The organism is Fodinibius salicampi, assembly GCF_039545095.1.
In the GTDB taxonomy this organism is placed as follows: Bacteria; Bacteroidota; Rhodothermia; order Balneolales; family Balneolaceae; genus Fodinibius; species Fodinibius salicampi.
Genome location: NZ_BAABRS010000001.1, coordinates 819,907 through 844,730, shown reverse-complemented (window position 1 = coordinate 844,730; position 24,824 = coordinate 819,907). Strand labels below are relative to the sequence as shown.

The 24,824-nt window shown below is 41.6% G+C and carries 21 protein-coding genes and 1 pseudogene; 12 read left to right on the top strand and 10 right to left on the bottom strand.

Features of this window, described 5'->3' with window-relative positions:
- Window positions 1–50 precede the first annotated feature (50 nt).
- Window positions 51–494 carry a hypothetical protein gene (locus ABEB05_RS03475; protein ID WP_265787553.1) on the top strand — a complete coding sequence of 148 codons (444 nt, stop codon included), beginning with the start codon at window positions 51–53 and terminating at the stop codon, window positions 492–494.
- 79 nt (window positions 495–573) lie between these two features.
- Here ABEB05_RS03475 and ABEB05_RS03470 read toward each other — a convergent pair whose 3' ends face one another.
- The 4 genes from ABEB05_RS03470 to ABEB05_RS03455 form a co-directional block, all read right to left on the bottom strand.
- Complete coding sequence (locus ABEB05_RS03470; RefSeq protein ID WP_265787551.1) at window positions 574–888, bottom strand: isochorismatase family protein; 315 nt, start codon at window positions 886–888, stop codon at window positions 574–576.
- Complete coding sequence (locus tag ABEB05_RS03465; protein WP_265787550.1) at window positions 888–1,223, bottom strand: isochorismatase family protein; 336 nt, start codon at window positions 1,221–1,223, stop codon at window positions 888–890. The genes ABEB05_RS03470 and ABEB05_RS03465 overlap by 1 nt, the downstream gene beginning before the upstream one ends.
- A 116-nt stretch (window positions 1,224–1,339) precedes the next feature.
- On the bottom strand, window positions 1,340–2,344 hold the full coding sequence (locus tag ABEB05_RS03460; protein WP_345694232.1) for a zinc metalloprotease: 1,005 nt from the start codon (window positions 2,342–2,344) through the stop codon (window positions 1,340–1,342).
- A gap of 237 nt (window positions 2,345–2,581) precedes the next feature.
- Complete coding sequence (locus tag ABEB05_RS03455) at window positions 2,582–4,006, bottom strand: NAD-dependent malic enzyme (protein ID WP_265787546.1); 1,425 nt, start codon at window positions 4,004–4,006, stop codon at window positions 2,582–2,584.
- 369 nt (window positions 4,007–4,375) lie between these two features.
- On the opposite strand from ABEB05_RS03455, the gene ABEB05_RS03450 reads away from it, so the two are divergent.
- Together ABEB05_RS03450 and ABEB05_RS03445 are read left to right on the top strand one after the other, a co-directional pair.
- The gene (locus ABEB05_RS03450) at window positions 4,376–6,640 is read left to right on the top strand and encodes a PAS domain-containing hybrid sensor histidine kinase/response regulator (RefSeq protein WP_265787544.1); all 2,265 of its coding nucleotides are present in this window, start codon (window positions 4,376–4,378) and stop codon (window positions 6,638–6,640) included.
- Between the two features lie 59 nt (window positions 6,641–6,699).
- Window positions 6,700–7,836, top strand: a pseudogene (locus ABEB05_RS03445) (hybrid sensor histidine kinase/response regulator).
- Window positions 7,837–7,886: 50 nt separating this feature from the next.
- Here ABEB05_RS03445 and ABEB05_RS03440 read toward each other — a convergent pair.
- The 5 genes from ABEB05_RS03440 to metG all read right to left on the bottom strand — a co-directional run bounded on the left by ABEB05_RS03440 (window position 7,887) and on the right by metG (window position 13,898).
- On the bottom strand, window positions 7,887–8,744 hold the full coding sequence (locus ABEB05_RS03440; protein WP_265787542.1) for a mechanosensitive ion channel family protein: 858 nt from the start codon (window positions 8,742–8,744) through the stop codon (window positions 7,887–7,889).
- A 104-nt stretch (window positions 8,745–8,848) separates the two neighbouring features.
- Complete coding sequence (locus ABEB05_RS03435; RefSeq protein ID WP_265787540.1) at window positions 8,849–9,553, bottom strand: class I SAM-dependent methyltransferase; 705 nt, start codon at window positions 9,551–9,553, stop codon at window positions 8,849–8,851.
- Between the two features lie 93 nt (window positions 9,554–9,646).
- Window positions 9,647–10,129, bottom strand: a complete 483-nt coding sequence (locus tag ABEB05_RS03430) for a gamma-glutamylcyclotransferase family protein (protein ID WP_265787539.1) — start codon at window positions 10,127–10,129, stop codon at window positions 9,647–9,649.
- Between the two features lie 406 nt (window positions 10,130–10,535).
- Window positions 10,536–11,492: a 6-bladed beta-propeller gene (locus tag ABEB05_RS03425; protein WP_486322321.1), complete on the bottom strand. Its 957-nt coding sequence runs from the start codon at window positions 11,490–11,492 to the stop codon at window positions 10,536–10,538.
- A gap of 378 nt (window positions 11,493–11,870) precedes the next feature.
- Entirely contained in the window at window positions 11,871–13,898 is a 2,028-nt protein-coding gene (metG, locus tag ABEB05_RS03420) for a methionine--tRNA ligase (RefSeq protein ID WP_265787535.1), read from the bottom strand.
- 271 nt (window positions 13,899–14,169) lie between these two features.
- On the opposite strand from metG, the gene ABEB05_RS03415 reads away from it, so the two are divergent.
- The 8 genes from ABEB05_RS03415 to ABEB05_RS03380 all read left to right on the top strand — a co-directional run bounded on the left by ABEB05_RS03415 (window position 14,170) and on the right by ABEB05_RS03380 (window position 21,984).
- The gene (locus tag ABEB05_RS03415; protein WP_265787534.1) at window positions 14,170–14,373 is read left to right on the top strand and encodes a dodecin family protein; all 204 of its coding nucleotides are present in this window, start codon (window positions 14,170–14,172) and stop codon (window positions 14,371–14,373) included.
- Window positions 14,374–14,833: 460 nt separating this feature from the next.
- Window positions 14,834–15,307, top strand: a complete 474-nt coding sequence (greA, locus tag ABEB05_RS03410) for a transcription elongation factor GreA (protein WP_345694252.1) — start codon at window positions 14,834–14,836, stop codon at window positions 15,305–15,307.
- A 4-nt stretch (window positions 15,308–15,311) separates the two neighbouring features.
- Window positions 15,312–16,643, top strand: a complete 1,332-nt coding sequence (locus ABEB05_RS03405) for a UDP-glucose dehydrogenase family protein (RefSeq protein WP_265787530.1) — start codon at window positions 15,312–15,314, stop codon at window positions 16,641–16,643.
- Between the two features lie 92 nt (window positions 16,644–16,735).
- Window positions 16,736–17,680, top strand: a complete 945-nt coding sequence (locus ABEB05_RS03400) for a UDP-glucuronic acid decarboxylase family protein (RefSeq protein ID WP_286669010.1) — start codon at window positions 16,736–16,738, stop codon at window positions 17,678–17,680.
- A gap of 11 nt (window positions 17,681–17,691) precedes the next feature.
- A complete protein-coding gene (locus ABEB05_RS03395; protein WP_265787527.1) occupies window positions 17,692–18,150 on the top strand; it encodes an NUDIX domain-containing protein in 459 nt (152 codons plus the stop codon).
- Entirely contained in the window at window positions 18,126–19,358 is a 1,233-nt protein-coding gene (locus tag ABEB05_RS03390; RefSeq protein ID WP_265787525.1) for a hypothetical protein, read from the top strand. Before ABEB05_RS03395 ends, ABEB05_RS03390 begins: the two co-directional genes overlap by 25 nt.
- A gap of 48 nt (window positions 19,359–19,406) precedes the next feature.
- Window positions 19,407–21,122, top strand: a complete 1,716-nt coding sequence (locus ABEB05_RS03385) for a caspase family protein (RefSeq protein WP_265787523.1) — start codon at window positions 19,407–19,409, stop codon at window positions 21,120–21,122.
- A gap of 1 nt (window position 21,123) precedes the next feature.
- The gene (locus ABEB05_RS03380; protein ID WP_265787522.1) at window positions 21,124–21,984 is read left to right on the top strand and encodes a hypothetical protein; all 861 of its coding nucleotides are present in this window, start codon (window positions 21,124–21,126) and stop codon (window positions 21,982–21,984) included.
- A gap of 22 nt (window positions 21,985–22,006) precedes the next feature.
- Here the strand turns inward: ABEB05_RS03380 and ABEB05_RS03375 are convergent, their stop codons facing one another.
- On the bottom strand, window positions 22,007–22,957 hold the full coding sequence (locus tag ABEB05_RS03375) for an urease accessory protein UreH domain-containing protein (RefSeq protein ID WP_265787521.1): 951 nt from the start codon (window positions 22,955–22,957) through the stop codon (window positions 22,007–22,009).
- 401 nt (window positions 22,958–23,358) lie between these two features.
- Between ABEB05_RS03375 and sufB the strand changes: the two genes are divergently transcribed.
- Window positions 23,359–24,810, top strand: coding sequence for a Fe-S cluster assembly protein SufB (gene sufB, locus ABEB05_RS03370; protein WP_265787520.1), 1,452 nt, complete (start codon window positions 23,359–23,361; stop codon window positions 24,808–24,810).
- Window positions 24,811–24,824: the final 14 nt, after the last annotated feature.

The window sequence follows — 24,824 nt, the reverse complement described above, 5'->3', positions numbered from 1 at the left end:
AAGGTGTAATATAAGTAACAAATAATACTTGTCAATCTAATCCTGATACCATGAAAGCTATTAAAATAGGTCTCTCTCTGATTGTATTTCTTGTAATATCTCAAACGGCAGCGGTTTCTCAACCTCTTAACGTTACCAAAACCTTTAAAAAGCATATAAATGAAACAGTCCAAGAGGTAAAGAATGAAAAAAATGCAGAAAAAAAGCGTGCTATCTTAGATAAATCGCTTAACAAGATGCTTACTGCAATAGATAAAATAAAATCCAAAGCTTCACTTTCGGCGGAAGAGTTAGCAATGCTTCGTTCCTACAAAAGTGAGATTGTAGAAAAATCAAATCAGCTAGACGGGCGCAAGAACTATGATAGAATAGCAGGGGAGGATCTGGATGAATTTGCTGATTACGTACAACAGGATATGGAGCAGGCAGACAGGGTACTGACTATAAGCTTAACTACTGCGCTTCTCGTTGTTATTATTTTACTACTCCTGTAGGATAGAGCTCGTTTATAATTATCTTAACTAAATGAGCACAAAGAAAAATTAGGGTAGTACTTCTGCTAAATAATGGATCTTACTGTTGGGTTAAACTCCGATTGATAATCTCTCGTGTTTTGAGAATAGCAACTCCGATGTTCTCAAGTTCTTGTTCTCCTTGAGGGTAGAGACCTGAAACCGCATCTGTAGCCACAACCGTTCTAAAATCGCGTTCACTGACTTCATAGATAGTTGCACGGGGACAGTTGGGAAAGTTACACCCGGAAACAACAAGCGTAGAGATATTCTGTCCCGAAAGAATTTTCTCTACGCTTGTCTGAAAAAATGCGCCCCAGCGAGGCTTGTTAAGAATCCATTCGTTGGCTTCCAGTTGTTGCGGCTCTCCCTTCATCAATAAGCTTGGATTATTAGACGTATGGATGAGTTCGGTTTAAGTTCTGAAGCCAGCTCTGCACCATCGGAACCGGGAGAAACGATCTTTTGGCCTTCTTCAATACTTTTTTTCCTGCAGATATCTACATTCGTCCCATCCGTTTTATAGAGCCTTACAATATGAAAAATTGGGAGATTAACGTTTCGATAGTGCTCCAGGAGTTTCCTGATGCTGGGCAGAATAGGGGCTGTTCCTTTTATATATGCCGGAGCATCGGGCCGAGTAAAATCTTCTTGTACATCGATAGTCAGGAGAGCAGATTTTGACCACTGCGGTTTGGTATATTGATCCATAGGAGTACCATTTCTATAAGCAAGCTGCCTATAAAAAGTAATATTTATAAAAACGCCTCTTTCCTTAAACTGGAAAGAGGCGATAAAATATATGAAAACGATTAATATTACATCACTTAGTTTTTAGCCCAGTTGCCATAAATATTATTATATGAAGCCTTATCGGTACCCAACAGGTCTCGCTGTGTTCCAAGAATAATTGCATTCATAACTGCCCGTGGAGAAACGTGCAGCTTGTTATTGTTGTCGGTAACAGAAATTTTACCGAAGTGGCCAAAACCTAAGGCATGACCGTTTTCGTGTAGGGCCACCGTTTCAATATCGACAGCATCGCCGCTATTGCCGGAATCAGTCCATAAAAAGGCATCATTATACCATACCTCTTTAAGGGCCGTATCGGCATAACCGTCATTATTGATATCAGTTGGATTCCCATTTTCATCCACAAAATTAAAAGTAAAAGTAACGCTCAGAACATTTTCACTGGAACCGGGACTTAAAAATAACTCAAAGTATAAAGGAGGAAGGAATCCAATTTCTGATATATCCGCCAAAAATGGACTTCCTCCCAGGATATAACTTGGATTTAATCCCGTATCCGGAACCTTGACAATATTTAGCTTTGCATTTCCCTTAATATGATTCCAAGTATCAAAGGAGGAGTCAATTGCGGGTTCACCATCCACTTGATCCGGTGTTCCCCAATTGGCCGGAGCATAAGGCTCATAAACCAGGTAAGTTAGATTGTTTCCATCAGCATTGCGCCGTTCATCGCCGGGTACCCATTGTGAGCTAAGACGCTTTTGCCGGTCATTGGCATATATCGTTTGACCGACTTCCGTGGCTCCTCCATCTGCAAGGGTAACGGTTTCGGCATGGGAGAGACGTATATTCTTTCCACTTGTTGCCAGAGCATCATTAATATCCTCCAGGCTTTTCATGGAGTTAGGGGTTAGGTTTCTCTGATCTTCAAGACCATTCATGTTTTTTGCTTTTGGCTGAATGGTGGGAGAAGATTTATTCTCTTCGGTAGTTGAATAGATAGAAGATTCGCTACATGATGTGAGTAGAAAAGCTCCCATCAAGAATATGGGGATTATTTTTGCTTTGTTTATTAACATGGTACCTCTTGATATGATTAGAATTGACTGCTTCTTTAAGGCTATACATCCATATATATTTAGATGCTTAATAAGTATAATAATTAAAATTAATAAATCAAGGGAAGGGGCGAGGTGATATCACCTATTGGGGTGATTCCAGGTTAATACAAAAGCGAAAGGAATGGGCCTTCATCCCGGTATAACATACCGGAATGAGACCAGAAAAATGTACTATTTATTAAAGGAGTATCTGAATTATTTTGTTTTCTTGCCTTTTTTTGCAGCTCCGCTCTCAAAAGCTGCTTTCTTAACAGCTTTGGCTACATTCCGCACCACCTGTTTATTGAATACACTCGGTACAATATATTCTTCTCCCAAATCTCCTTCTTCAATACAGTTGGCTATGGAGTGAGCCGCTGCCAATTTCATCTCTTCGTTGATATCTTTGGCTCTGGCATCCAGGGCCCCGCGGAAAAGTCCGGGGAAGGCCAATACATTATTAATTTGATTGGGGTAATCGCTCCTTCCGGTGGCAATGATGCGGGCTATAGAATGAATTTCTTCGGGTCTGATCTCGGGTACGGGATTTGCCAAGGCGAATACAATTGGATCTTTTGCCATGCTTTCAATCGCTTCGCGGGGCACAATACCGGGTCCACTGACACCAATCAACAAATCGGCTCCGCTTGTGGCATCCATAAGCGAGCCGGAACTATTATCCGGATTGGTATTCTCTGCAATCCATTTTTTGCTGGCTTCATATTCTTCGAGATTTCCCCGATTGATAATACCATCTCGATCGCAGCATAGGATTTCTCCGGCTCCCGCTTCAAGGAGTATTCGCGTAATAGCCACACCGGCGGCACCAGCTCCTACAATTACGATTCGCAGGTCACCTAACTCCTTGCCAATGACCTTGAGCGCATTAATAGTAGCGGCCAGGGTTACCACTGCAGTCCCGTGCTGGTCGTCGTGGAATACGGGTATATCCAGTTTTTTCTTGAGCTGCTGTTCGATCTCAAAACAGCGGGGGGCACTGATGTCTTCCAGGTTTATACCTCCAAAACCTGGTGACATCCACTTTACGGCGTTGACAATTTCATCCACCTCCTGCGTATCCAGGCAAATAGGATAAGCATCTACATCCGCGAACTCCTTAAATAACATCGCTTTTCCTTCCATAACGGGCATAGCGGCTTCCGGCCCAATATTGCCAAGCCCCAATACCGCCGACCCGTCGCTAACAACGGCTACGGAGTTTTGCTTAATGGTAAGGGTGTGGGCCTTTTCCTTTTCTTTAGCTATAGCTTCACATACCCGTCCAACACCCGGCGTATAGGCCATAGATAGGGCATCACGGGTATTTACCGGTACCTTGTTTTCAATCCGAATTTTTCCGCCAAGGTGAAGAAGGAATACCCGGTCAGATACATTGTGCACCTTTATGCCATCAAGTTTCTTAACCTCTTTTACAATGGAACGGGAATGCTTTTCATCCCGTGCACTTACTGTCAGATCTCGTACCTTATAACGTCCCTCAACTTTTACAACATCGACGGCACCAGGATCTCCTTTCTGTTCAGCAATTACGTTAAGTACTTTAGCCAGCATACCAGGCTTATTTTCGATGTATAAACGCATGGTAAAGCTGTAGCTGACACTTGGCTGTATTTCACTCATTTAGACTCTTTTTTGATTGAATTTATTAATAGGAATAATGGCTGATTAAAACGGGAAGATACGAAAAATTAAAAAGATTTAAATCTAAAAGGGGAGATTAGAAAGTGATGTGATCTATATCTGAAATGATAAATACTAATTTGATTTAACTGTAAAATACTATTTATAAAAGGCATGGACAATGATTAGAGGAGGCAGGGGAATGCTTCCTTAAGATTAATTTTATAATATATGCTAACTTTGGTAGGAGGTATATTATTTAATACTTTAAAAACAGATTGACGGCTGTAAATTTGATTGGGCATAAATATACACCAGATCGCCTTTCTTGAATATCTGGACATAATCTTTTGAAATAAATTATTAGGTATGCAGTGGAAAAAAGATCTAGATCCTGACCTCGTAGAGTTTTTAACTCAGAAAGGCACTCCCCTCGATTATATTTTAGATTCTTTTCCCGATATAGTAGTGATAGAGGATCTTGATTTCAATGTAGTTGCCGTAAATGAAAGTGCCGAATCAATCCTTGGATATAAAACGTCGGAAATAATTGGTGAACCGGTAAAGCGTTTTTATGCCGAACCAGCAGAGTTTGAAAAGAGAGAAACAGAAGATCTTTTTGAAAAGTCTGATAAAAATTCCATTACTTTTGAAGCCCGTTATCGCAAAAAAAACGGGAGTGTTCTGGAAGCCGAAACTATTTTAAAGAAAATAAAGAACGGAAATAGGGAAGAGATAGGCTATCTGGGAGTTGTAAGAGATATATCGAAAAGAAAGAAAGCTAACCGGCAAATTCAGAAATTTTATTCTTTGCCTCTGAACTTAATGTGTACTGCTACACCAGAAGGCTATTTTAAGGAGATAAATCCTCATTTTACAGAGGTATTGGGCTATACCTCAGATGAACTGCTAAGCCAGCCATTTGTAAATCTGATTCATCCAGAAGATGTCGAACCGACCATGGTGGAGATCGAAAAGTTGGCTGTCGGAGAACGCGATGTAACTGTAAATTTTGAAAACCGGTTTCGCCGTAAAGACGGCTCATATTATTGGCTGTCTTGGACTTCAACCTTTGATGAAGAATCCGGTCTGCTTTATGCCATTGCCAAAGATATTAATGAACAGAAGGAATTAGAGCAGAAACTAATTGATGCAAAGGAAAAAGCGGAGGAAGCCAATAAGGCAAAGAGTCATTTTGTTTCGAATATGAGCCATGAAATCCGTACTCCCATGAATTCCATTTTGGGATTTGCGGATATGATGAAAGAGCTGGCCAATAGCGATCTGGAAAAAGAGTATATCGAAAACATCCGTAAAAGTGGTAAAAACCTACTTAAATTGATCAATGATATTCTCGATCTTTCAAAGATAGAAGCTGGTAAGAAAGGAATTAACAGACATCCGGTCAATATTGAAAGGGTGGTAGATGAGGTGAAAAGTATATTTGCACTACAGGCGGGTGATAAAGGACTGGAAATACGGTCAATAATTGACGAAAATCTTCCTGCTGCCCTTTTGGTAGATGAAATGAAACTGCGTCAAATTTTAGTAAATCTTATGGGTAACGCCATAAAATTTACCGATGAAGGATTTATCGAAATTGGGATTAAATCAGAGGAAATTAGTGAAACACAAAGCCATGTTAATCTGGAATTATATGTAAAGGATACGGGAATTGGAATTTCGCAGGCTAAACAGGAAACTATCTTTCGAGAATTTGAACAGGAAGATTACTCTACTTCCGACAAATATGGAGGTACCGGTTTGGGACTGTCTATTTCCAATCGTCTGGCTCAGCTTATGGATGGTTCCATTGATGTAGTTAGTGTACAGGGTAGAGGAAGTACATTTACGGTATATATTCCTGAAGTACCTATCTCTACAATGCTGGAGGAATCAAAGGAAAAAGCAGGGGGACGGTATAATATTGCTCTCAATGAAGGAAAAATAATGGTTGTCGATGACATACAGTTAAATCGTCAACTAATTGTTGAATTTTTAAAAGGATACCCCATTAAGGTAATTGAAGCAAAAAATGGAATGGATGCCGTACGTATAGCAAGAGAGGAAGATTTGGATCTTATCTTCATGGATATAAAAATGCCGCACATGAGTGGGGTGGAAGCGATGAGACTGATAAAGGAAAGTAAAAAGGATCTGCCTGTTATCGCTTTAACAGCTTCTATTTTTGACGTGCATTCAGAACAGGAAAAAGATATTTGGTTTGACGGTTATTTGCGAAAGCCAGTCGACCGTATTCAAATTTTGGAAGAATTGGAGCGCTATATCGGTTTAGAAAAGGGAAAAGAAGACCAATCAGTAATTACCAAGCGTGAGAGTTCAGAAAAAACTGTTTCCCCCAAATTTAGTGAGGAGAAAAAAAAGAAGCTGGCAAAAAAACTTGATGATAAAATATCGGCTTCTATTGCAGGGCTTGATACAGAATCAATTATGATGGATCAATACAAGGAGCTTCTTAAGGATTTAAAAGGTATTGAAAATGAAATACCGGCAACTCAACTTGTTGAGTTTAATAATAATCTCGAGTCGGCCATTAACTTGTTCGATATTGACCGTATACGTGATTTGATAACTCAGCAATATCCAAAACTAGTTGCCAGCCTCAATCATTAAGTCCCTGGGATTTCAATGCTAAATACATCCACTTTTAAAAGAAATAACAGATATTCGTTATGAAATTGGATATTGAAGAAAAAGACTTTTTGATACTTATTGTAGACGATATCGCTAAAAATATCCAGCTCCTTGGGAAAGTATTGGATAATCAGGGATATGGAGTCGTTGCCGTAACCGATAGTGATCGTGTTTTGCAAACAGCAAAAAAGCACGAACCGGATCTGATTTTGTTGGATATTATGATGCCCGGCAAATCGGGATATGAAGTATGCGAGGAGTTGAAATCTGACCAGGAACTTTCAGATATTCCGATTATATTTTTAACCGCTCGTTCCGAAGAGGAGGATGTTATAAAGGGACTTAACCTCGGAGGGTCTGACTATGTAACCAAACCGTTTAATTCCGGGGAACTATTGGCACGGATAAAAACCCACCTGAGTTTAAAAAGAGCACGGGACCAGGTTATCCAACAGCAGCAAAAACTTCAGGAATTGACCAAAACAAAAGAAAAACTCTATTCCATTATTGCCCATGATCTAAAGGGAGCATTATTTGGGATTTCGGGACTGGCAGAAGTACTACAGTCCGATCTCGATGAGCAAGACGTAGATAAACAGATAGTAGAACATATTGCTTTAATCCACCAGTCCGCCCATTCAGCCAATCAAATATTGGAAAACCTTCTGAGCTGGACTCGAATGCAAGGTGGAGAGATGGATATGGACCCTAAGGAATTTTCGCTTTACAGCTGTATTGAAGACTGTATAGACTTATATCAAATTCAGGCGAAGAAAAAACAGGTAGATCTACATTTTGAGGGTGAGGATGCGATGCTATATGCGGACCAGCAGATGATTTCAACCATATTCCGTAACCTGATATCAAATGCAATCAAATTCTCGGAAAATGGAGACCGTATTTTTATAGAAATTGATTCAAATAGTGATGTCAGAAAAGTAATGGTTAAGGATGAAGGGTTAGGAATGCCAGAAGATGTTCGGGAAAATATTTTTAATCCCCAGGATCGTCCCTAGCGGGAAGGGACCGAGCGCGAAAAAGGAACGGGGCTGGGTTTATTGCTTTGTAAAGAATTTGTAGAAATGCACAAGGGAGAAATATCAGTAGAAAGTGAGCCTGGTAAGGGAACTCAATTTGAAGTTCGTCTGCCTAAAAATCCAGTACAATCGGGGTAATTAGCTGTTGCCTTTGCGATATATAATTATCAATTATTTGTTTCGTCCTTTCATTCATGAAGCTGAACATCCACCGGACTCATCGTCAGGGCAGTAGAAACATTAGAGCTAAATGTAAAGCCTGCCTCAATAAGTCCTAACCGGCAGTTATTCATCGCACTTGTTTTTACCCTTGCCAGTCCCATTTCCTGGTCTCTGGCATTAATCCAGAAAAATGCCTGCAGCTCTACATAATTGGGAGTAAACCCCTTGATGGATGAATTTGCTATCGGAGACTGTAGTACGCCCGGCGTATTCTGTACGCAATCCAGCATTATATCTAATGCTCTGTTAGTATCATCTGCATAATCAATACCTACGGTAAAACTGCCCCGTCTTAATCCATCCAGTGTATAATTAAAGAGAGGCTGTGTAAAGAGCTGGGCACTTGGTACAAAAACATCACATCCTTCAGGAGTTCGTATATGAGTATGGCGCAGCTGAATGCTTTTTACCTTTCCGGTAATGCCATCGGTTTCAATGATATCATCCGTATTGAAGGGGCGACTGAATGCCAGAAAAAAACCGGCCAAGAAGTTTTCTCCTATATCTTTAAAAGCAAATCCCAGCATGACTGCGGTAAGTCCGCCACCGGCAACCAGGCTCGCTGAAAGCGTACCATAGCCGATTACATTCAAAAACAGAATGATACCTATGAAAATAGCAATTCCTTTCACCAGCTTACTAAAATAACTGTGGTATGCTTCTGGCATGGAGCTTCGTTTTAAAACCTGCAATAGACCGGATGCAAGAACTTTTCCGATCAGGTATACAATTCCCACTGCAACCAAAGCTGTAATTAACCGCGGCAGAAATGCTACAAATGAGTAGTATTCTGATATAAATCCCTCGATGAGTGTGTCTATCATAAAATTTTTAGGTATAAATTAAACGATTGCCAAAATGTGAGCTTTATCGTGTATGAGTAAGAGAGTACTATTATTCATTTGGGAGTACATATATTCTTCTTATACTATTTAATTCCCCCGAATGCAGCAAAATTGGTATTCTTATGTAGGATCTCTACTTCCCTGAATCCGACGCTACGCATCAAGTCAATTTGATATATCACGGAGCGGGGCGTGTCTTCTTTTTCAATATAGCTAAATACCTGATCACGGTATTCTTTATCTCTAAAATCAGTTAGATATTCCCCGTACCGTTGCCACATAAGTGATTGCAAGGCATCAACGGATTGTTTAACCAGATCTGAAATCCAGAATGATCCGCCCGGTTTAAGTGCACGGTAAACCTTTGCAAATACTTGCTCCCATTCCTTTTCATCGCGGAGGTGGTGGAGGGTAGCAGCGGATACTATAATATCGTAGCGTTCATCTTCCAAGGACAATTCCCGTATATCGCCCTGCATTGCAAACACTTCCCCTTGAGATACTTCTTCAATCCTTTCCGTTGCGCGTTCCAGCATAGGCTTACTGAGGTCAATCAAATCGACATTAAAATCCTCTAAGATCTGGTGTAGCTTTAACGCATAGTTACCAGCTCCACAGCCAATATCAAGTATATGGGAGGCATCGGGATTCACTTTTGCCGCGGCCTGGGTAATGAGCTCCAATACCAATGGAGCATCAATAGTAGCGCTTTGACCGGTTTCAAGGTTGGAAAACCGATCGACATCATTATCAAAACGCTCTCGGATTTCATCAACAGTTGATTTCATAAGAATTATAGGTAAAACAAGATTATAATTTTGTCTCTGGATAAAAGGTTAACTATAAAACGGGAAGCTGGCAAGAAACGTGAGAGATAAAATTCATTCAAGAATCTTCAGCTCTAATTTAGCCCGCTCCTCCTCCGGATCCTTAATTGCTTCTACCTCTTGGATTTCGTTAATATATTCTTCAGGCAGGTTATTCTCTTTTGCACCGGCAATTATTAAATTTTTATACCACGAATAAGGATTTAATGAATCATCCGTATGACTCTCTTTCGCCATATAAGTAAAGACTTTAATCAATTCACTTCCAACAGGAATCTGAAGTGATACGTCATCATAGCCAGCACCTTCAATCCTGTCAAGGGTGACCTTTTCCTCAGCATTAATTTCATATATGACCCCATAAACGATAGAATCATTCGTTTTCCTGATGTTTCCTTTACCGGATCCATCGGTTCCTCTCTTATCAAAAAAGAGCTCGTAATCCGGCAGCGAGACTGCTGCCACTTTAGTTGCCGAAGGGACGCGGCTTTTTAATCGTTTGGAATACAAATTTGAACCATAAGCGAAATAAAGCATTTTGCGGCAAATTTTGTCGATTCAACAAACCCTGAATTAAAAATAAAACATGGGCGACAATTCATTCTAAACCAATTTTACTATAAGTCATTTAGAAAACAAAATGGGCGAAAAGAATCCGTCCCGTTTTGTGAATCTGCAAGCAACCGCAAGATGTTGCAAGCATAAAAATTTACCGGTCTAACGTCGTTCGCCGAAAGAAGCAAGCAGTTCCTGTTAGAGAACACCGGTATTTTCGGAAAAGAAGAGGCGTGTTCTTCCCAAAGAACACGGGTGTTTTCACTGAAGAAGACCCGTGTTTTTTCTAGAACTCAAAAAACGCAATTTATAGCCTGTGAGAGGGATCTTTTTAAATAAATAAGTAATGAGTGAAAATGAATTTTGGTTATGTTCAATCGAAGTGCAGCTATACTTCTGGTATATTGACTCTTGATTTCACAGCAGTTGGAACTCCCTTTTTATTGGTGTAATTCCAGAGGAAAGTGTTTCCACGGATATCCTGAAGGATAGCATTGTGATGAGGAATTTTTATATGAAATAATGGTTCACCATCCGCGCTAAATGCGAACCATCCATGTCCTAATTCTTCAGACAACAGCTCCACCCATAAACGTTGTTGATCATCTACCACCATATGACCTGCAATGGGCTTTACATCAGGCATATGCTTACGCATTATATCTCGTGTAGGCTCATCCAAGCGGTTTAAGGCGCTATCGCGCTCAACTTTAGTGATGTTGACCGGTTGGAGGAGGGGATATGAAAATGCGTGGTGCCTTTCACCGTCAAGTGTGAAATAGTCAATACTCAGTTTATCTGTCCATAGTGAGTAGATCCTTCCTTTGTTGTCATCGTATGCCAACTTTGAGCTGTTTCCAAAAATTTTTCCTCTGACAAAAGCGGTTTCTGAATTATCATGTACAACAAATTCATGAATTGGTACACTAAACAAAGTGTCTTGAAGAATATCCCCTTTATGGTCAAGAAAGCTTATCGCTGTTTCAGTAGGATTTTTTGGGGCAAAGGGAGACAACCAAATATCATTCTCCAAGAGTATCCCCTTATCTGTAAGACCAAGCAGGTTGCCTAAAAGCTTTTGATTTTCAATATCAATGGTTCGAATATGTTCGTATTTGGTATTGAGATATTGGAATACTTCAATTTTATGGGATGGACCATCGGTAACTGCTAAGCTGTCATGAACGGTTAAAAAAGAACCTGCATTTTGAAATTCACCTGGTCCTCGTCCTTCTTTACCAATTTTCTGAATCAAGTTCCCTTTCCCATTGAGCATGAACACCACGGGTTGACTGGGATCATTGATCAGAATGTTCCCCCGTCTATCTATTTCCATCGATCGGATATAACGAAAGGCGATGTCATTTGACTCCGTAAACTAAAACTGTCTCCATAGGTAACGCTTCAAATAGATCTTTGGAAAGACGATCGGCAGAGTCGTTTTCCTGTGTGCATGAAAAGAATAAAAAAGTGACAAATATTATTAATCCTAAAGCAGGAGATTTATCATTCATAATTTATTATAGTAATATTGGATACGGCTTTTAGGGCATATAACGACTGTACAGATCAAAATATATATGATGAGATTATCAATTATAATTAATGGACCAAATAGTACATTAGCAAAATACATATGATAGTAGGGTCCATAATTATAACCTTAAAGGCTTTTCTCCTTAATAAATTGCAGTCTGTAATAAACAGATCTTATTACGGGGAACTACATAATAGGACTACCCGGCTTGGCATCGGTTTCTACGAACTTAAGGGAACCATCGGCCTCTTCAGCCATCAGGATCATGCCGTTGCTTTCCACGCCCATAAGTTTCTTTGGAGCCAAGTTTGCCACTACGCATACTTTTTGCCCGACGATTTCATCTGCACTAAAATCGTTGGAGATCCCGGAAACAATAGTCCGCTGTTCAAAGCCCAGGTCAACTTCGATCTTAAGTAGCTTATCGGCCTTTTCAATGGGGGAGGCTGCAATGATTTTGCCGGCACGTAGATCCATCTTCATAAAGTCATCGAAGGTCATATTTTCCTTCAGCGGCTCAATGTCTGAATTTTCTTCCTGTTCTGCGGTACGCTCTTCCAGTTTTTGCAACTGTTCTTCCACTTCCTCGTCTTCTATCTTTTCAAAAAGAATGGCGCCCTTTTCAATGGAAGCTCCCGCAGACAGGAGGGAGGAGTTGATCTCTTTCCATCCGGTATCGTCCGAAACGTTTAGTTCACTGCGAAGCTGCTTCATCTTGTTGGGTAGGATAGGATCAAAAAGCACGCTCAGGGCCGCAGTAATTTGCAGGCATACGTGAAGAGTATTGCCACAGATTATGCGGTCTTCTTTCCGCGTTTTCCAGGGTTCCATCTCTGTAAAATATTTATTCCCGATACGCGCGAGATTCATGGTCTCGGCGATAGCTTCCCGCAGTTTAAACTGCTCATAAGCAGCGCTTATCTTTTCTTTCTGATCCTGAATTTTCTTCAAGGTCTCGAGGTCTTTCTCCGTGGGATCAATGAGCTTAGGGACTTCCCCTTCAAAGTATTTCTTAGTAAATGAAGTGGTTCGGAATACAAAATTGCCCAGGATATCAGCCAGTTCGCTGTTGACCTTATTCTGGAATCCTTCCCAAGAGAAATCAGAATCTTTTGTTTCCGGGAGAGTAGTGCCGAGTACATAGCGTAACAGGTCGGCGTCAAAATCTTCAAGGTAATCCTCCAGCCATACGGCCCATCCACGGGAAGTTGAGAGTTTCTTGCCCTCCAGGTTCAGGAATTCATTGGCCGGTACATTTTTGGGCAAAACATAGTCACCGTGGGCCATAAGCGTAGCCGGAAACATAATGCAGTGGAACACAATATTGTCTTTACCTATAAAATGGATGAGGTCTGTTTCTTCATCCTGCCAGTAAGTTTTCCACCGCTCAGGATCGCCCTGCTGCTCAGCCCATTCCTTGGTTGCCGAAATGTAGCCGATAGGGGCATCAAACCACACGTAAAGTACCTTGCCTTCAGAATCCTCCACCGGTACCGGAACTCCCCAACTGAGATCACGCGTAACAGCCCTGTCTGCAAGGCCATCATCGAGCCAGCTCTTAACCTGTCCCATTACATTGGGCTTCCAGTTTTCACGGGTATCCAACCATTGCTCCAGTTTCTCCTGGAAATCCCCCAGCGGCAGGTACCAGTGCTTTGTTTCCCGCGTCTCGGGCGTATCGCCGGTAATAGCACTCTTGGGATTGATCAGATCAGTGGGAGATAAGGAGGTTCCGCAACTTTCGCATTGATCTCCATAAGCTTCATCATAGTCGCAATGGGGACACGTTCCCTTTACATACCGGTCGGGGAGGAACATCTCAGCCTTGGGATCATACAGTTGCTCTTCGGTTTTTTCCACGAAGACCCCGTCCTCATAAAGTTTTTTAAAGAAAGCCTGTGAGGTTTCGTGATGTGTTTCGGAGCTGGTCCGTCCGTAGTAATCAAATTCGATACCGAAATCTTCAAATATCTGCTTGTTACGTTCGTGGAAACGATCCACAATATCCTGGGGATTGACTCCTTCTTTTTCGGCTGCAATAGTGATGGGAACTCCATGTTCATCCGAACCGCAGATATGAATAATATCTTCCTCCGTTAGGCGCTTATAGCGTACATAGAGGTCAGAGGGCAGGTACGCCCCGGCCAAATGTCCCAGATGTATGGGACCGTTAGCGTAAGGCAGTGCAGAAGTAACAAGAGTGCGTTTGGACATGAAGCTAAATTTTGACAGTTAGTTTTATAGAAACCGAAAATAAGAGTATCCAGCTAAAAATAACAATAATGCTTTGGTGATGTGTGGATTGATTTAATGATAGCTGACAGTGATTTTTTAAAGACAGTTTATACCTGTTAAAAGGATAAAAGAACAGTATTATCTCTGCCCAATTTTCGTTACAATAATATAATGTAGCAGGATAAGGTTGGAGACGTTAATAAACCTGCCCAGAATCATATATTAAAAAACAATCAAAAAGAGGTCACTTATGTCGTTAGCAAAAGTAATAGAGGTCATCGCTGAAGGAGAGTCCGTTGAACAAGCAGTTCAGAATGCCGTAACACAAGCATCGAAAACAGTTCAGAACATTAAAAGTGTCAACTGCGAAAATATCCAGGGAATTGTATCTAACAACCAGATCGAAAAGTACCGGGTGAATGCAAAGGTTACTTTCGTTGTCGAGAATTCCTGACACTTTGAAAAGTTAGTAGGTTTAACACTGATTGCCGGTATTTCAGTAAATAATTCCCTTTGGGGATTAGACAAAGTACTTTACTGAAGACAAATTATGAGAGAAGTATGCCTATTAATTTATGCGATAGTTAGAAAGCTCTACGGACGTGAGCACTTACAATTATCAATCTTTAAATGGAATTGAGCAGTTTCCCGATAAATATTTGCAACTCAAAAGGGAGTCAAAATAGATTGTAAACGATTAAAGTTTTTTTATAAATCGATCGCCACTAGTAGCTGACATATTAATAACCCATAAATGTTTATTGCCAGCAAAAAACTTTCGGTGCTGCTAAATTTAGATTTGGTATAAGTGTCAATAAGATAGTATTTTATGCCGTTATCATAGATAAAATGTCAGCCTTCCCGCTGGCATTTTTTATTCCAAGCTTAAATTACTTTTAAAACAAAAGCTGAGTATCGTGGAAAAGAACTACTTATCACGTGAAGGATTTGAAAAACTGGAAGCAGAGCTTAAAGATCTTAAAGGAAGAGGACGCAAGGAGATAGCCGAAGAGATTGCTGAGGCTCGAGCTAAGGGTGATTTAAGTGAAAATGCCGAGTATGATGCGGCAAAAGAGGCCCAGGGTATGCTTGAAAAGCGTATCGCTGAACTTGAGAATGCTCTGGCTAATGCCCGCATCCTCGATGAAGAAGATGTAAATATAGACAAGGCATACCTGCTTTCTACAGTCACCATCTACAATCATACTGTAGATAAAGAGGTGAAGTATACCTTGGTATCCAAGGATGAAGCAAACTTTAAAGAGGGCAAGATATCGGTTAAATCACCTATCGGTCAGGCTATTTTGGGCTCCGAAATAGGAGACGTACTAGAAGTGGAAGTGCCGGCCGGAGAACTAAAACTAGAAATCAAAAATATTGAGCGATAAATAAATGAACATAGCAGTTATAGGCACCGGATATGTGGGGTTGGTCAGTGGTACCTGCTTTGCTGATTCGGGCAATAAGGTTACATGTGTAGACATCAATGAAGAGAAAATTGACCAACTGAAAGAAGGCCAAATTCCCATTTATGAACCGGGCCTGGAAACCCTGTTCTCCCGCGGACAGCGTGAGGGACGTCTCCATTTCACAACCGAGATAGAGGGAGCCGTAAAGGAGGCCGATATTGTATTTTTGTGTTTACCTACTCCTCCGGGCGGTGACGGACAGGCTGATCTCACCGCCGTTATGAAGGTGGCCGACCAGCTGGGATCGCTTATTGATGATTATACGGTCATTGTAAACAAATCTACCGTTCCTGTAGGTACGGGAGACCGCGTACATAAAGCTATCGCTGAAAATTTAGATGAATCATTGTTTGATGTGGTTTCCAACCCGGAGTTTTTGCGTGAAGGAGCGGCTGTAGATGATTTTATGTATCCCGAACGAGTAGTAATCGGTACTTCCAGCGAGAAGGCAGCCGAAATCATGACCACACTCTATGAACCGTTTGTCCGATCGGGTAATCCCATTATTGTAATGGACCGGCGCAGCTCAGAACTAACTAAATATGCTGCTAATGCAATGCTGGCAACGAAAATTACCTTTATGAATGAAATTGCCAATATCTGTGAAAAGGTGGGCGCAAATGTAGATAATGTGCGTCGCGGGGTAGGAACGGACTCCCGTATCGGTAAGCGTTTTCTTTTTGCTGGCATTGGATATGGGGGGAGCTGTTTTCCTAAAGATGTTCAGGCTATTCACTACACGGCCCGGCAAAATGGCTATGATTTTAGAATTATAGATTCGGTTATGAAAGTCAACGAATCTCAGAAAATATCTATCGTTGAAAAGATGGAGGATTATTATGGTACTGACGATTTTAGCGGCAAGACTTTTGGGATGTGGGGACTTTCTTTTAAGCCGGAAACAGATGACATCCGGGAAGCTCCGGCGCTATACATCGCCGATGAGCTTGTAAAACGGGGAGCAAAGCTGTTAGCTTATGATCCAGAGGCGATTAGTACTTTTAAGCGGGCGACCAACCAGCAAGTGCTGGATAATACCACCTTTGTACATGATCAGAAAGAAGCGCTGGATGATATAGACGCTTTGGTCATTTGTACCGAGTGGAATGAGTTTCGTCGCCCCACCGTCGATAATTTTGCCGACGAGATGAAGCAGCCGGTCATTTTTGACGGTCGCAATCTCTATGACTTGGACCGTGCAGAAAAAGCTGGCATTACTTATATCAGTGTAGGACGTCCGGCAGTAAATGTGTAATAGAATTCAAGCGCCGGTTCTGGGTGTTAATAAGATGATACCCCATAATACAATAAATAGTTAAGGTGTCTACTTTGAATGAAGATCAAAATATGAAGCGTGTTCTTATCACTGGTGGGGCTGGATTTTTAGGTTCTCACCTTTGCGACCGCTATATAAAGGAGGGGTATGAGGTTATCTGTATGGATAATCTTATTACGGGAGACAGCGACAATATCGCTCATTTGGTTGGCAATGATCGCTTTTCCTTTGTCAATTATGACGTAACGAATTATATTCATGTTTCCGGTGATCTGGATCTTATCCTTCATTTTGCTTCGCCTGCATCTCCTATCGATTATCTCGAGATGCCTATCCAAACGCTGAAGGTAGGTTCCTTGGGTACGCATAAGGCGTTGGGGCTGGCTAAAGCTAAAAACGCTCGATTCCTGCTGGCCTCTACTAGTGAAGTATATGGTGATCCCCTTACACATCCCCAGAAAGAGAATTACTGGGGAAATGTTAATCCTATTGGTCACAGGGGGGTTTATGACGAAGCCAAACGTTTTGCTGAAGCCATGACAATGGCCTATCATCGTTATCATGGAATAGAAACGCGGATCGTCCGTATCTTCAATACCTACGGCTCGCGAATGCGTTTGCACGATGGACGAGCTCTGCCGACTTTCATGCGTCAGGCGCTCACTGGCAATTCGATTACAGTCTATGGAGACGGGTCGCAAACACGTTCCTTCATTTATGTCGATGACTTGGTTGAAGGTATTTGGCGACTCTCACAGAGCGAATTTGTGGAGCCAGTAAATCTTGGTAATCCCCAGGAAATTAGCATACTGGAGTTTGCCAAAGAGATTATTGATCTTACCAATTCCAATAGCGAGATTGTATTTGAGGAACTTCCCAAAGACGATCCGCAAATACGGCAGCCTGATATCTCACGGGCCCGGGAAGTACTGGGATGGGAACCAAAGTACGATCGAAAGGAGGGACTTAGTAAGACATTGGATTATTTCAAAAAGAAGGTTCTGGCCAACGACTGATATTTGATATAATGAGTCGCCTTGTTGATCTCTATGCCTACCGAACTGGTGGTGAAGAGGTAAAAATACTAATACTAAAAAGATCGCCGGACGTTATGTATGCAGGCCAATGGCGGATGATTGGCGGCAAGGTAGAGTCCGGTGAAAAAGCATATGAGGCGGCACAAAGGGAATTATCAGAGGAAACCGGGTGGAAGCCACAGACCTTTTGGACTCTTCCGTCCGTTAATCAATTTTACGATGTTAAGTCAGACACTATTCAGCAAATTCCAGCTTTTGCAGCAGAGATAGCAACACAGTCAGCCCCAATCAATCTAAATTATGAGCATGTAGAAGCCCGGTGGATTCGTAAAGAGCAAATATCTGATTATATTTGGTGGCCGGAACAGCGGCGGCTCATGAAGCTGTTAATCTCGATAGTAACTCAAAACAAATTGTTAGACGAGTGGATTATACCAAACAAATCATAATATCTTTTGTCTTAATTACCGCTGCTGCCTTCTTTGCCGGGCCCACCACTATAATAGCACAGGACGATAGGAGCTATGAGCTTCTTCCTGCGCCTGACCTTTGGTTTAATAGTGTGGATGGTATACGGGTTGGGGGACGAGTACGAGGTCAGATGTCCGGCACCTTTGGTGACGGTCCCCATAGACTGGATGCCGGAATCTGGTTGGGGACAAAAATACCCACTCATCCTGTATCTTATTATATATCCCTTACTGAGCCTATTCCTTCGCTATCTGAATTTGGTAGTGAGGCTAACATTCGGGGAAGGAGCTCCTTTCGTACCGGCTTCCAAACCCATGGACTTTCCTTTAATAAACGGTGGCAAAAGGGATTTGATGAAACAAACTACACCGAGCTTTCCCTGGGCATGGATGCCCAACGTCATTTCGAAGAAAGTTACTTGTTGTATTCTCAGCTATGGCAACAGGAATGGCTGTTTCCAATATCCGTTAACTTATTGAAAACCAACGATAACAGGCTGGGGCGTTATGTGTTTTCTATATCTGCGGATGCTAATATATTGGGGAAATATAATAATTTTTCCAAAGCAGTGATAACCTTTAAACAACGTATACCGCTCACTGAATCAGTAACCTTAAATAGTCACTTATTTACAGGTCTGGCGACAACAAATACAGCACCGGAACATCTTTTTTCCAGGAGTTTTAAAACAGGCCGAAAGTGGATGAATAGTGGATGGACCCGGGCCCGCGGAACCATCCCGCCTTCCTGGATGCAATCAGGTAACATTCAGGTTACCGGCGATGCAAACCTTCGCGGATATACCCATCAGGATATTGATTTATTAAATGAAAGAACAGCTCCCCTTTATACCTCATTTTCCGCCGTCAACCTGGAGCTTGATTACCCTAACCCCTTAAATAAAGTAATTAAAACTATTCCCGTTGCTGGTGAATTTATTGAGCTTCATTCGTACCTGTTCTTTGACACGGGTACCTCATTGGGACTTAGGGAAGAGGAACAAAATACGCTATTTTCAGATGCGGGCCCGGGCTTTATGTTTTCAATAAATATTCCCGACTACCTCGGAAAAAATCGCGGACTTATGCTTCGCTACGATCTGCCACTGTGGTTGTCTCATCCGGGTGACGCATCTTCTTTTAAATTTCGCAATGTTATCGGACTTGGAGCCGTTATAAATCTTTAGGTATAAATAGTGAAACGCTTAATACACATAACGATTGCAGCATTTTTTTTGCTACTATCCGTTTCTTGTACGACCAGCCGATGGGTTGTAAAGGATCGCGAAGCTGTAGATTCCTCAGATTCAAAGGTACTTAATGAAGAAACCTTTTTACATCTGTCTGATTCCCTTTCACCCGAAAATCCCGTTCTTAAATTAGAAGTACTTTCAAATACGACTTTCCAATATACCGAGAAAATCTTGGTCGAGCGTACGATACAGGAATACCGATTGCGTCCGGGTTTTGTAATTTTGGGACTTGCCGGTGGAGCAGCCGCCTTTTATGCCGGTAATTCGAGCCAACTCGGAGGTAATAGGATGCAGTCTATCACCTTAAACACCATTGGTGCATTATTATCCGTTTCTGGTTTTTTTAATCTTAAGCCCGATGGAGAACCTCGCCCTGTCGGAGAGGAACGGTATCTTAATGATACCGGAACTTTTATCGAAACCGATACCGTTCGTGTTGACAAAAATATCTCTTCTCCAGCTAATGTTTCTGTAACTTATAATAATCGCACGGTTTTTGAAGAAGAAATAGAACAAATTAGTGGAGGACAAATCAATATTCCACTTGCCAACCGATTTGAAGATCTTAAGCTTACAGATCCTCAACCAGGACAGTTTGAGGTAGAAATAGAATTCCAGGATTCAACCTATCATTATTCGAATCCGGTATCTTCTATTCTGGACCCTTACGCCCGGGTAAATACAGATTTTACGGAACTTCGCAGGGAGCCAGCCGTAAATCCGGAAAACGTTTTGGCACAGTTAGCGGAAGGGAGTCAGGTTTATGTAGAGGGAATACATAATAACGATTGGTATAAAGTGCGATACGGTATATTTGAAAGCTATATCCGCAGAGATGATGCCGAAATACAGTGGAGAACGGCTAACTTCTCAGAAGATACTGAAATTATTACCATTCCTACTGTCCCATTTGGTAATATTGATGTGGAAAGTAATATCCCACATCTAAGGGAAGACATACAAAGTGCACAGGCCCTCATTGTTACAAACGAAAGTTATGTGGAATCACTGCCTCAGCGTCGCTACACTCACCGAGACGGCCGGCTAATAGAAGCGTACCTAAAAGATGGTTTGGGATATCAGGATGAAAATATTCATTTTTTAAAGGATATAAATGATCCTCAGCAAGTTTTTGATATAATCGAGAAGATAGATTCATCAGCCGATGAGAATACAGAGTTGTTTGTCTATATAGCCGGCTATGGAGCTATTAAGGCGGATCAAGAGGGTAATGAGCTATTTCTGAAAAATATTGAACAGGAATCGAATGCAGCAGTGGATTTGCCACTGAAGGCATTTTTAACCCGACTCGGTAATATTCCGGCCCAGCAAAAATGGGTATTAGCTGATATTGACTTCAGCATAAGTATGCCGGATAGCCTCTCAAATTATCAGGTAGAGCAATACATGGCATCACACGCTTCTGCTTTTACTGAAGATCCTAATACTGCTCTTCTTTTGGGAAGTGAACCTGGACGTCCTTCACGGCTGTACCGTTCATCTACGGAGGACAAGAATCACCATATATTTCCTTATCTTTTTGCCCGGGCGTTGCAACAACATAGGACCGATATTATTCAAATATACAGCCTCTTAAACCAGAACATTTCTTACACTTCCCGACGCCTTCACGATCGCTCACAATCTCCCATGCTCTACGGTGATCGTACGTTATCTTTTTTCATTCCGGAAAGATAATATGTTTTATTTATATCTCTTGTTAAGTTCTGTCTGTTCACTGCTTATAGCACACCTGCTGAAGCTTACTGAGGTCAAGAAGCTTCGCACACTAAATACCCTTATGGTCAACTACCTGGTTGCATTTATTGTGGCTTTTGGAGTGGGATTTACGGAACAACAATCGGCAGAATGGGTAGTCAGACCGTCAGTCCCCGTTTTATTGTTCTGCCTGGTTATTGGTGCTTTTTTTATTGGCAATTTTATTGCTTACAGTAAGTCCGTTCATGCCAATGGAATGGGGATTTCTGTAGCGGCTATGCGTCTGTCCCTGTTAGTTCCGGTATTGCTATCCGTCATTATTTATAGCGAAGTGATGAGCGGACCTAAAATATTGGGTATAGTACTGGTAGTTGGGGCGCTTTTGCTTCTTATTTCGCGCGGTAGAAATATCAGGATTGGTAATTTAGATGCTTCGTGGCTGTTGCTGATCATCTTTTTGCTTACCGGTTTCGCAGATGCCTCACTGAAGGTGTATAATGAGGAATTTAGCCTCGCTTTTAGTGAGTCCATATTTATGGCGTGGATTTTTTTGAGTGCTTTTATCATTGGACTGGTCCTTGCGATATTCCGGAAAGGATCTTTAGCCACCTGGGAAGAGGTTAAAATGGGTATGCTCATTGGTATTCCGAATCTCTATTCAGCTATATTTTTAATCTATGCTCTTGATGGGATTAGTGGAGCTGTAGCATTTCCAATTGTTAATACGCTTAATGTACTGGGAGGAACCTTTCTGGGTTTATGGTTCTGGGACGATATAGTGTCCCAAAAACAGTGGGGAGGAATAGCTATTGCAATTATTGCGATCTTGCTTTTAGTATAACGACGCTGGTGGCATATAATCATTAATACCAGCCTAGTTTAAAGCCCCATCGACCAATATCAAAAATAAAAGCAAGTCCCCAGTAGTAGATGAAATACATGCCCCCTGTAATCAGTGCTACCCCGCTGATAAGTTGAAACTTGTATGGACTGGATTGGGCAGTAGCGCTTATCTTATTTCTCCCTAACCAAATAATCAACACAAAAAGGAGAGCCATTACGGCAATTTGGCCAATTCCCTGAACAACCATTACTCCAGCTCCATAAACAGGGCTGTTAGCGCTAGCAGCATACAGCAGGAATTCTCTAAAAACAGGGAAAGGACGACCGATCGCAAAGAAACCAACCAAGAGTCCCAATAGCAACGCTTTTGATGTTGTCCGATTCATCAATGAACGGAGACGATCCGGGAAGGATTTTCTGACTGAGTCGAAAAATTCCATTTCGAGCAGTCCCCATATCAGCATGATCAATCCCAGCAGGCTAAAAACTACCTGTGCCTGCGTTAGGCGAACAGATCGTTCATTAAGAGCGGCAGTACCATCAGCTCCCAGGAAACCGATGAACGCTCCGTAAAGTGCTGTAATGCCTAAGACTCCCAGCACAAATAATCCAAATGCTTTCCAGGCAGAGGTCTGGTGTGATTGTTCATCAACCGGGCAGACTAAACCCGGAATCATAGCGAATACCACACAGTTACAGGCTGTAAAAGTAGCGGCAAGACCTGCAATAGCTGCAAAGATAAATCCAAAACCACTACCTTTTGTTTCATAATCATTACTCAGTTCCGATGTATCGCCGATGGTATTTCCGGCAATAATATCCTGACCAAATCCATCTACCAAATGATAATTCCAGAAGCCGGCAATAATTATAGCTGCTACAATAGCAGATAACGTATAAAATAACCGTTTACGATAAGAATAGGCAGTTTTAAAATCTGTAGTTATATTCGGTTCTTTTGAATCAGACATGAACTGTAGTATTTTAGGGAATCCCTTTTTACCAATCCTAATAATAAAAAGAGGAGGGTGCAAGTATTAAAAAGCTATACGTTGACTTTTAAATTTCTGTTAAGTTAAACGTTTTTTTATAAGCAGACCTTATCTATGATATAGCTCTTATCAATTGGAACTTTATAGTGGTTCTATTCATATTTAGGGAGTAAAGAGCACTACTGAAGATGAGTGGACAATAAGTAGTTAATTTAGTTTAGATTAGCGGTAATGTTCCTTATATTTCGGCTCTGTTAAAGGTGCGTATTTAGCATTAATTGCTAATTAATTCAGATGGATAAGGATTTATGATATAAATAGCCCTTCTGATATTTAAATAAGCAAATTTACAACATTTTAAAATACCGGACTGATTATTTATGAGTGAAACTGAAGCTCTTGAATCAATGGTTGGTGGTGAATATAAGTACGGCTTCACCACTGATGTAGAATATGAAGATTTTCCCACGGGTATTAACGAAGATATTATTCGGGAAATTTCCCGACGCAAGGATGAGCCAGAGTGGGTTTTAGAATTCCGTCTGGAAGCTTTTGAAAAGTGGAAGCAGATGGAAGAGCCGGACTGGCCCAATGTGGAATATACCAGCCCTGACTTCGAAAACATCCAATACTATTCTTCTACCAAAAAGAAGGATGGTAAGAAAAAGCCCGATAGTCTTGAGGATGTTGATCCTCAGATTCTGGAAACCTATGAAAAACTAGGTATCCCGTTGGATGAGCAGAAACAGCTGCAAGGCATTGCTGTTGATGCTGTTTTTGACAGTGAATCTATCTTCACTACTTTTAAAGAAAAGCTGGCAGAAGCGGGCGTTATATTCTGTTCTATTTCGGAAGCAATCCAAGAACATCCGGAGCTTGTAAAAGAATATATGGGAACCGTAGTGCCGAAAGGGGATAATTTCTATGCGGCACTGAACTCCGCCGTATTCTCTGACGGATCTTTTGTGTATGTACCGGAAGATACGGTCTGTCCGATGGAGCTTTCTACTTATTTCCGAATCAACAACATGCAGTCCGGACAATTTGAGCGTACCCTCATAATTTGTGAGGACAATAGCCATGTTAGTTACCTCGAAGGCTGTACGGCCCCTCAGTACCAGCAAAATCAGCTGCATGCTGCGGTTGTAGAGTTAGTTGCCCTTGAAGATGCTGAAATCAAGTATTCTACCATTCAGAACTGGTATTCCGGAGATGAAGACGGTCAGGGCGGTATATTCAACTTTGTTACAAAGAGAGGGCACTGCCGCGGTGATAATTCCAAGATTTCATGGACCCAGGTTGAAACGGGTTCTGCCATCACCTGGAAATATCCAAGCGTGATTTTGCAGGGAGACAATTCCATAGGTGAATTTTATTCCGTTGCTGTAACGAATCAGCGCCAGCAGGCGGATACCGGAACTAAGATGATTCACATAGGCAAGAATACCAAGAGCACCATTATATCCAAAGGTATTTCAGCGGGTAATTCCGACAACAGTTACCGTGGACTTGTGAAAATTAGTCCCCGTGCCGATGGAGCACAGAATTATTCGGTTTGTGACTCTATGCTAATCGGACAAACCTGTGGGGCGCATACGTTCCCGTATATTGAATCCGCAAATCCTACAGCTAAGGTTGAGCATGAGGCATCTACCAGCAGGGTTGGAGAAGATCAGATTTTTTATCTGCAGCAGCGCGGTATGGATGAGGACGATGCTATCTCCCTCATCGTAAATGGGTTTGCTAAAGAAGTACTTCAGGAACTGCCCATGGAATTTGCTGTTGAGGCCGATAAGTTGCTTGGCATTAAGCTTGAAGGCAGCGTCGGTTAATCCATATATCATTT

Bases quoted from the DNA above. Each gene is read 5' to 3' on its own strand.
- ABEB05_RS03395 (WP_265787527.1), top strand. From the start codon at position 17,692: ATGAGTCGCCTTGTTGATCTCTATGCCTACCGAACTGGTGGTGAAGAG.
- ABEB05_RS03430 (WP_265787539.1), bottom strand. From the start codon at position 10,129: ATGCTTTATTTCGCTTATGGTTCAAATTTGTATTCCAAACGATTAAAA.
- ABEB05_RS03455 (WP_265787546.1), bottom strand. From the start codon at position 4,006: ATGAGTGAAATACAGCCAAGTGTCAGCTACAGCTTTACCATGCGTTTA.
- ABEB05_RS03465 (WP_265787550.1), bottom strand. From the start codon at position 1,223: ATGGATCAATATACCAAACCGCAGTGGTCAAAATCTGCTCTCCTGACT.
- ABEB05_RS03440 (WP_265787542.1), bottom strand. From the start codon at position 8,744: ATGATAGACACACTCATCGAGGGATTTATATCAGAATACTACTCATTT.
- ABEB05_RS03435 (WP_265787540.1), bottom strand. From the start codon at position 9,553: ATGAAATCAACTGTTGATGAAATCCGAGAGCGTTTTGATAATGATGTC.
- ABEB05_RS03415 (WP_265787534.1), top strand. From the start codon at position 14,170: ATGTCGTTAGCAAAAGTAATAGAGGTCATCGCTGAAGGAGAGTCCGTT.
- ABEB05_RS03380 (WP_265787522.1), top strand. From the start codon at position 21,124: ATGTTTTATTTATATCTCTTGTTAAGTTCTGTCTGTTCACTGCTTATA.
- sufB (WP_265787520.1), top strand. From the start codon at position 23,359: ATGAGTGAAACTGAAGCTCTTGAATCAATGGTTGGTGGTGAATATAAG.
- ABEB05_RS03375 (WP_265787521.1), bottom strand. From the start codon at position 22,957: ATGTCTGATTCAAAAGAACCGAATATAACTACAGATTTTAAAACTGCC.
- ABEB05_RS03460 (WP_345694232.1), bottom strand. From the start codon at position 2,344: ATGTTAATAAACAAAGCAAAAATAATCCCCATATTCTTGATGGGAGCT.
- ABEB05_RS03450 (WP_265787544.1), top strand. From the start codon at position 4,376: ATGCAGTGGAAAAAAGATCTAGATCCTGACCTCGTAGAGTTTTTAACT.
- metG (WP_265787535.1), bottom strand. From the start codon at position 13,898: ATGTCCAAACGCACTCTTGTTACTTCTGCACTGCCTTACGCTAACGGT.
- ABEB05_RS03400 (WP_286669010.1), top strand. From the start codon at position 16,736: ATGAAGCGTGTTCTTATCACTGGTGGGGCTGGATTTTTAGGTTCTCAC.
- ABEB05_RS03405 (WP_265787530.1), top strand. From the start codon at position 15,312: ATGAACATAGCAGTTATAGGCACCGGATATGTGGGGTTGGTCAGTGGT.
- ABEB05_RS03470 (WP_265787551.1), bottom strand. From the start codon at position 888: ATGAAGGGAGAGCCGCAACAACTGGAAGCCAACGAATGGATTCTTAAC.
- ABEB05_RS03475 (WP_265787553.1), top strand. From the start codon at position 51: ATGAAAGCTATTAAAATAGGTCTCTCTCTGATTGTATTTCTTGTAATA.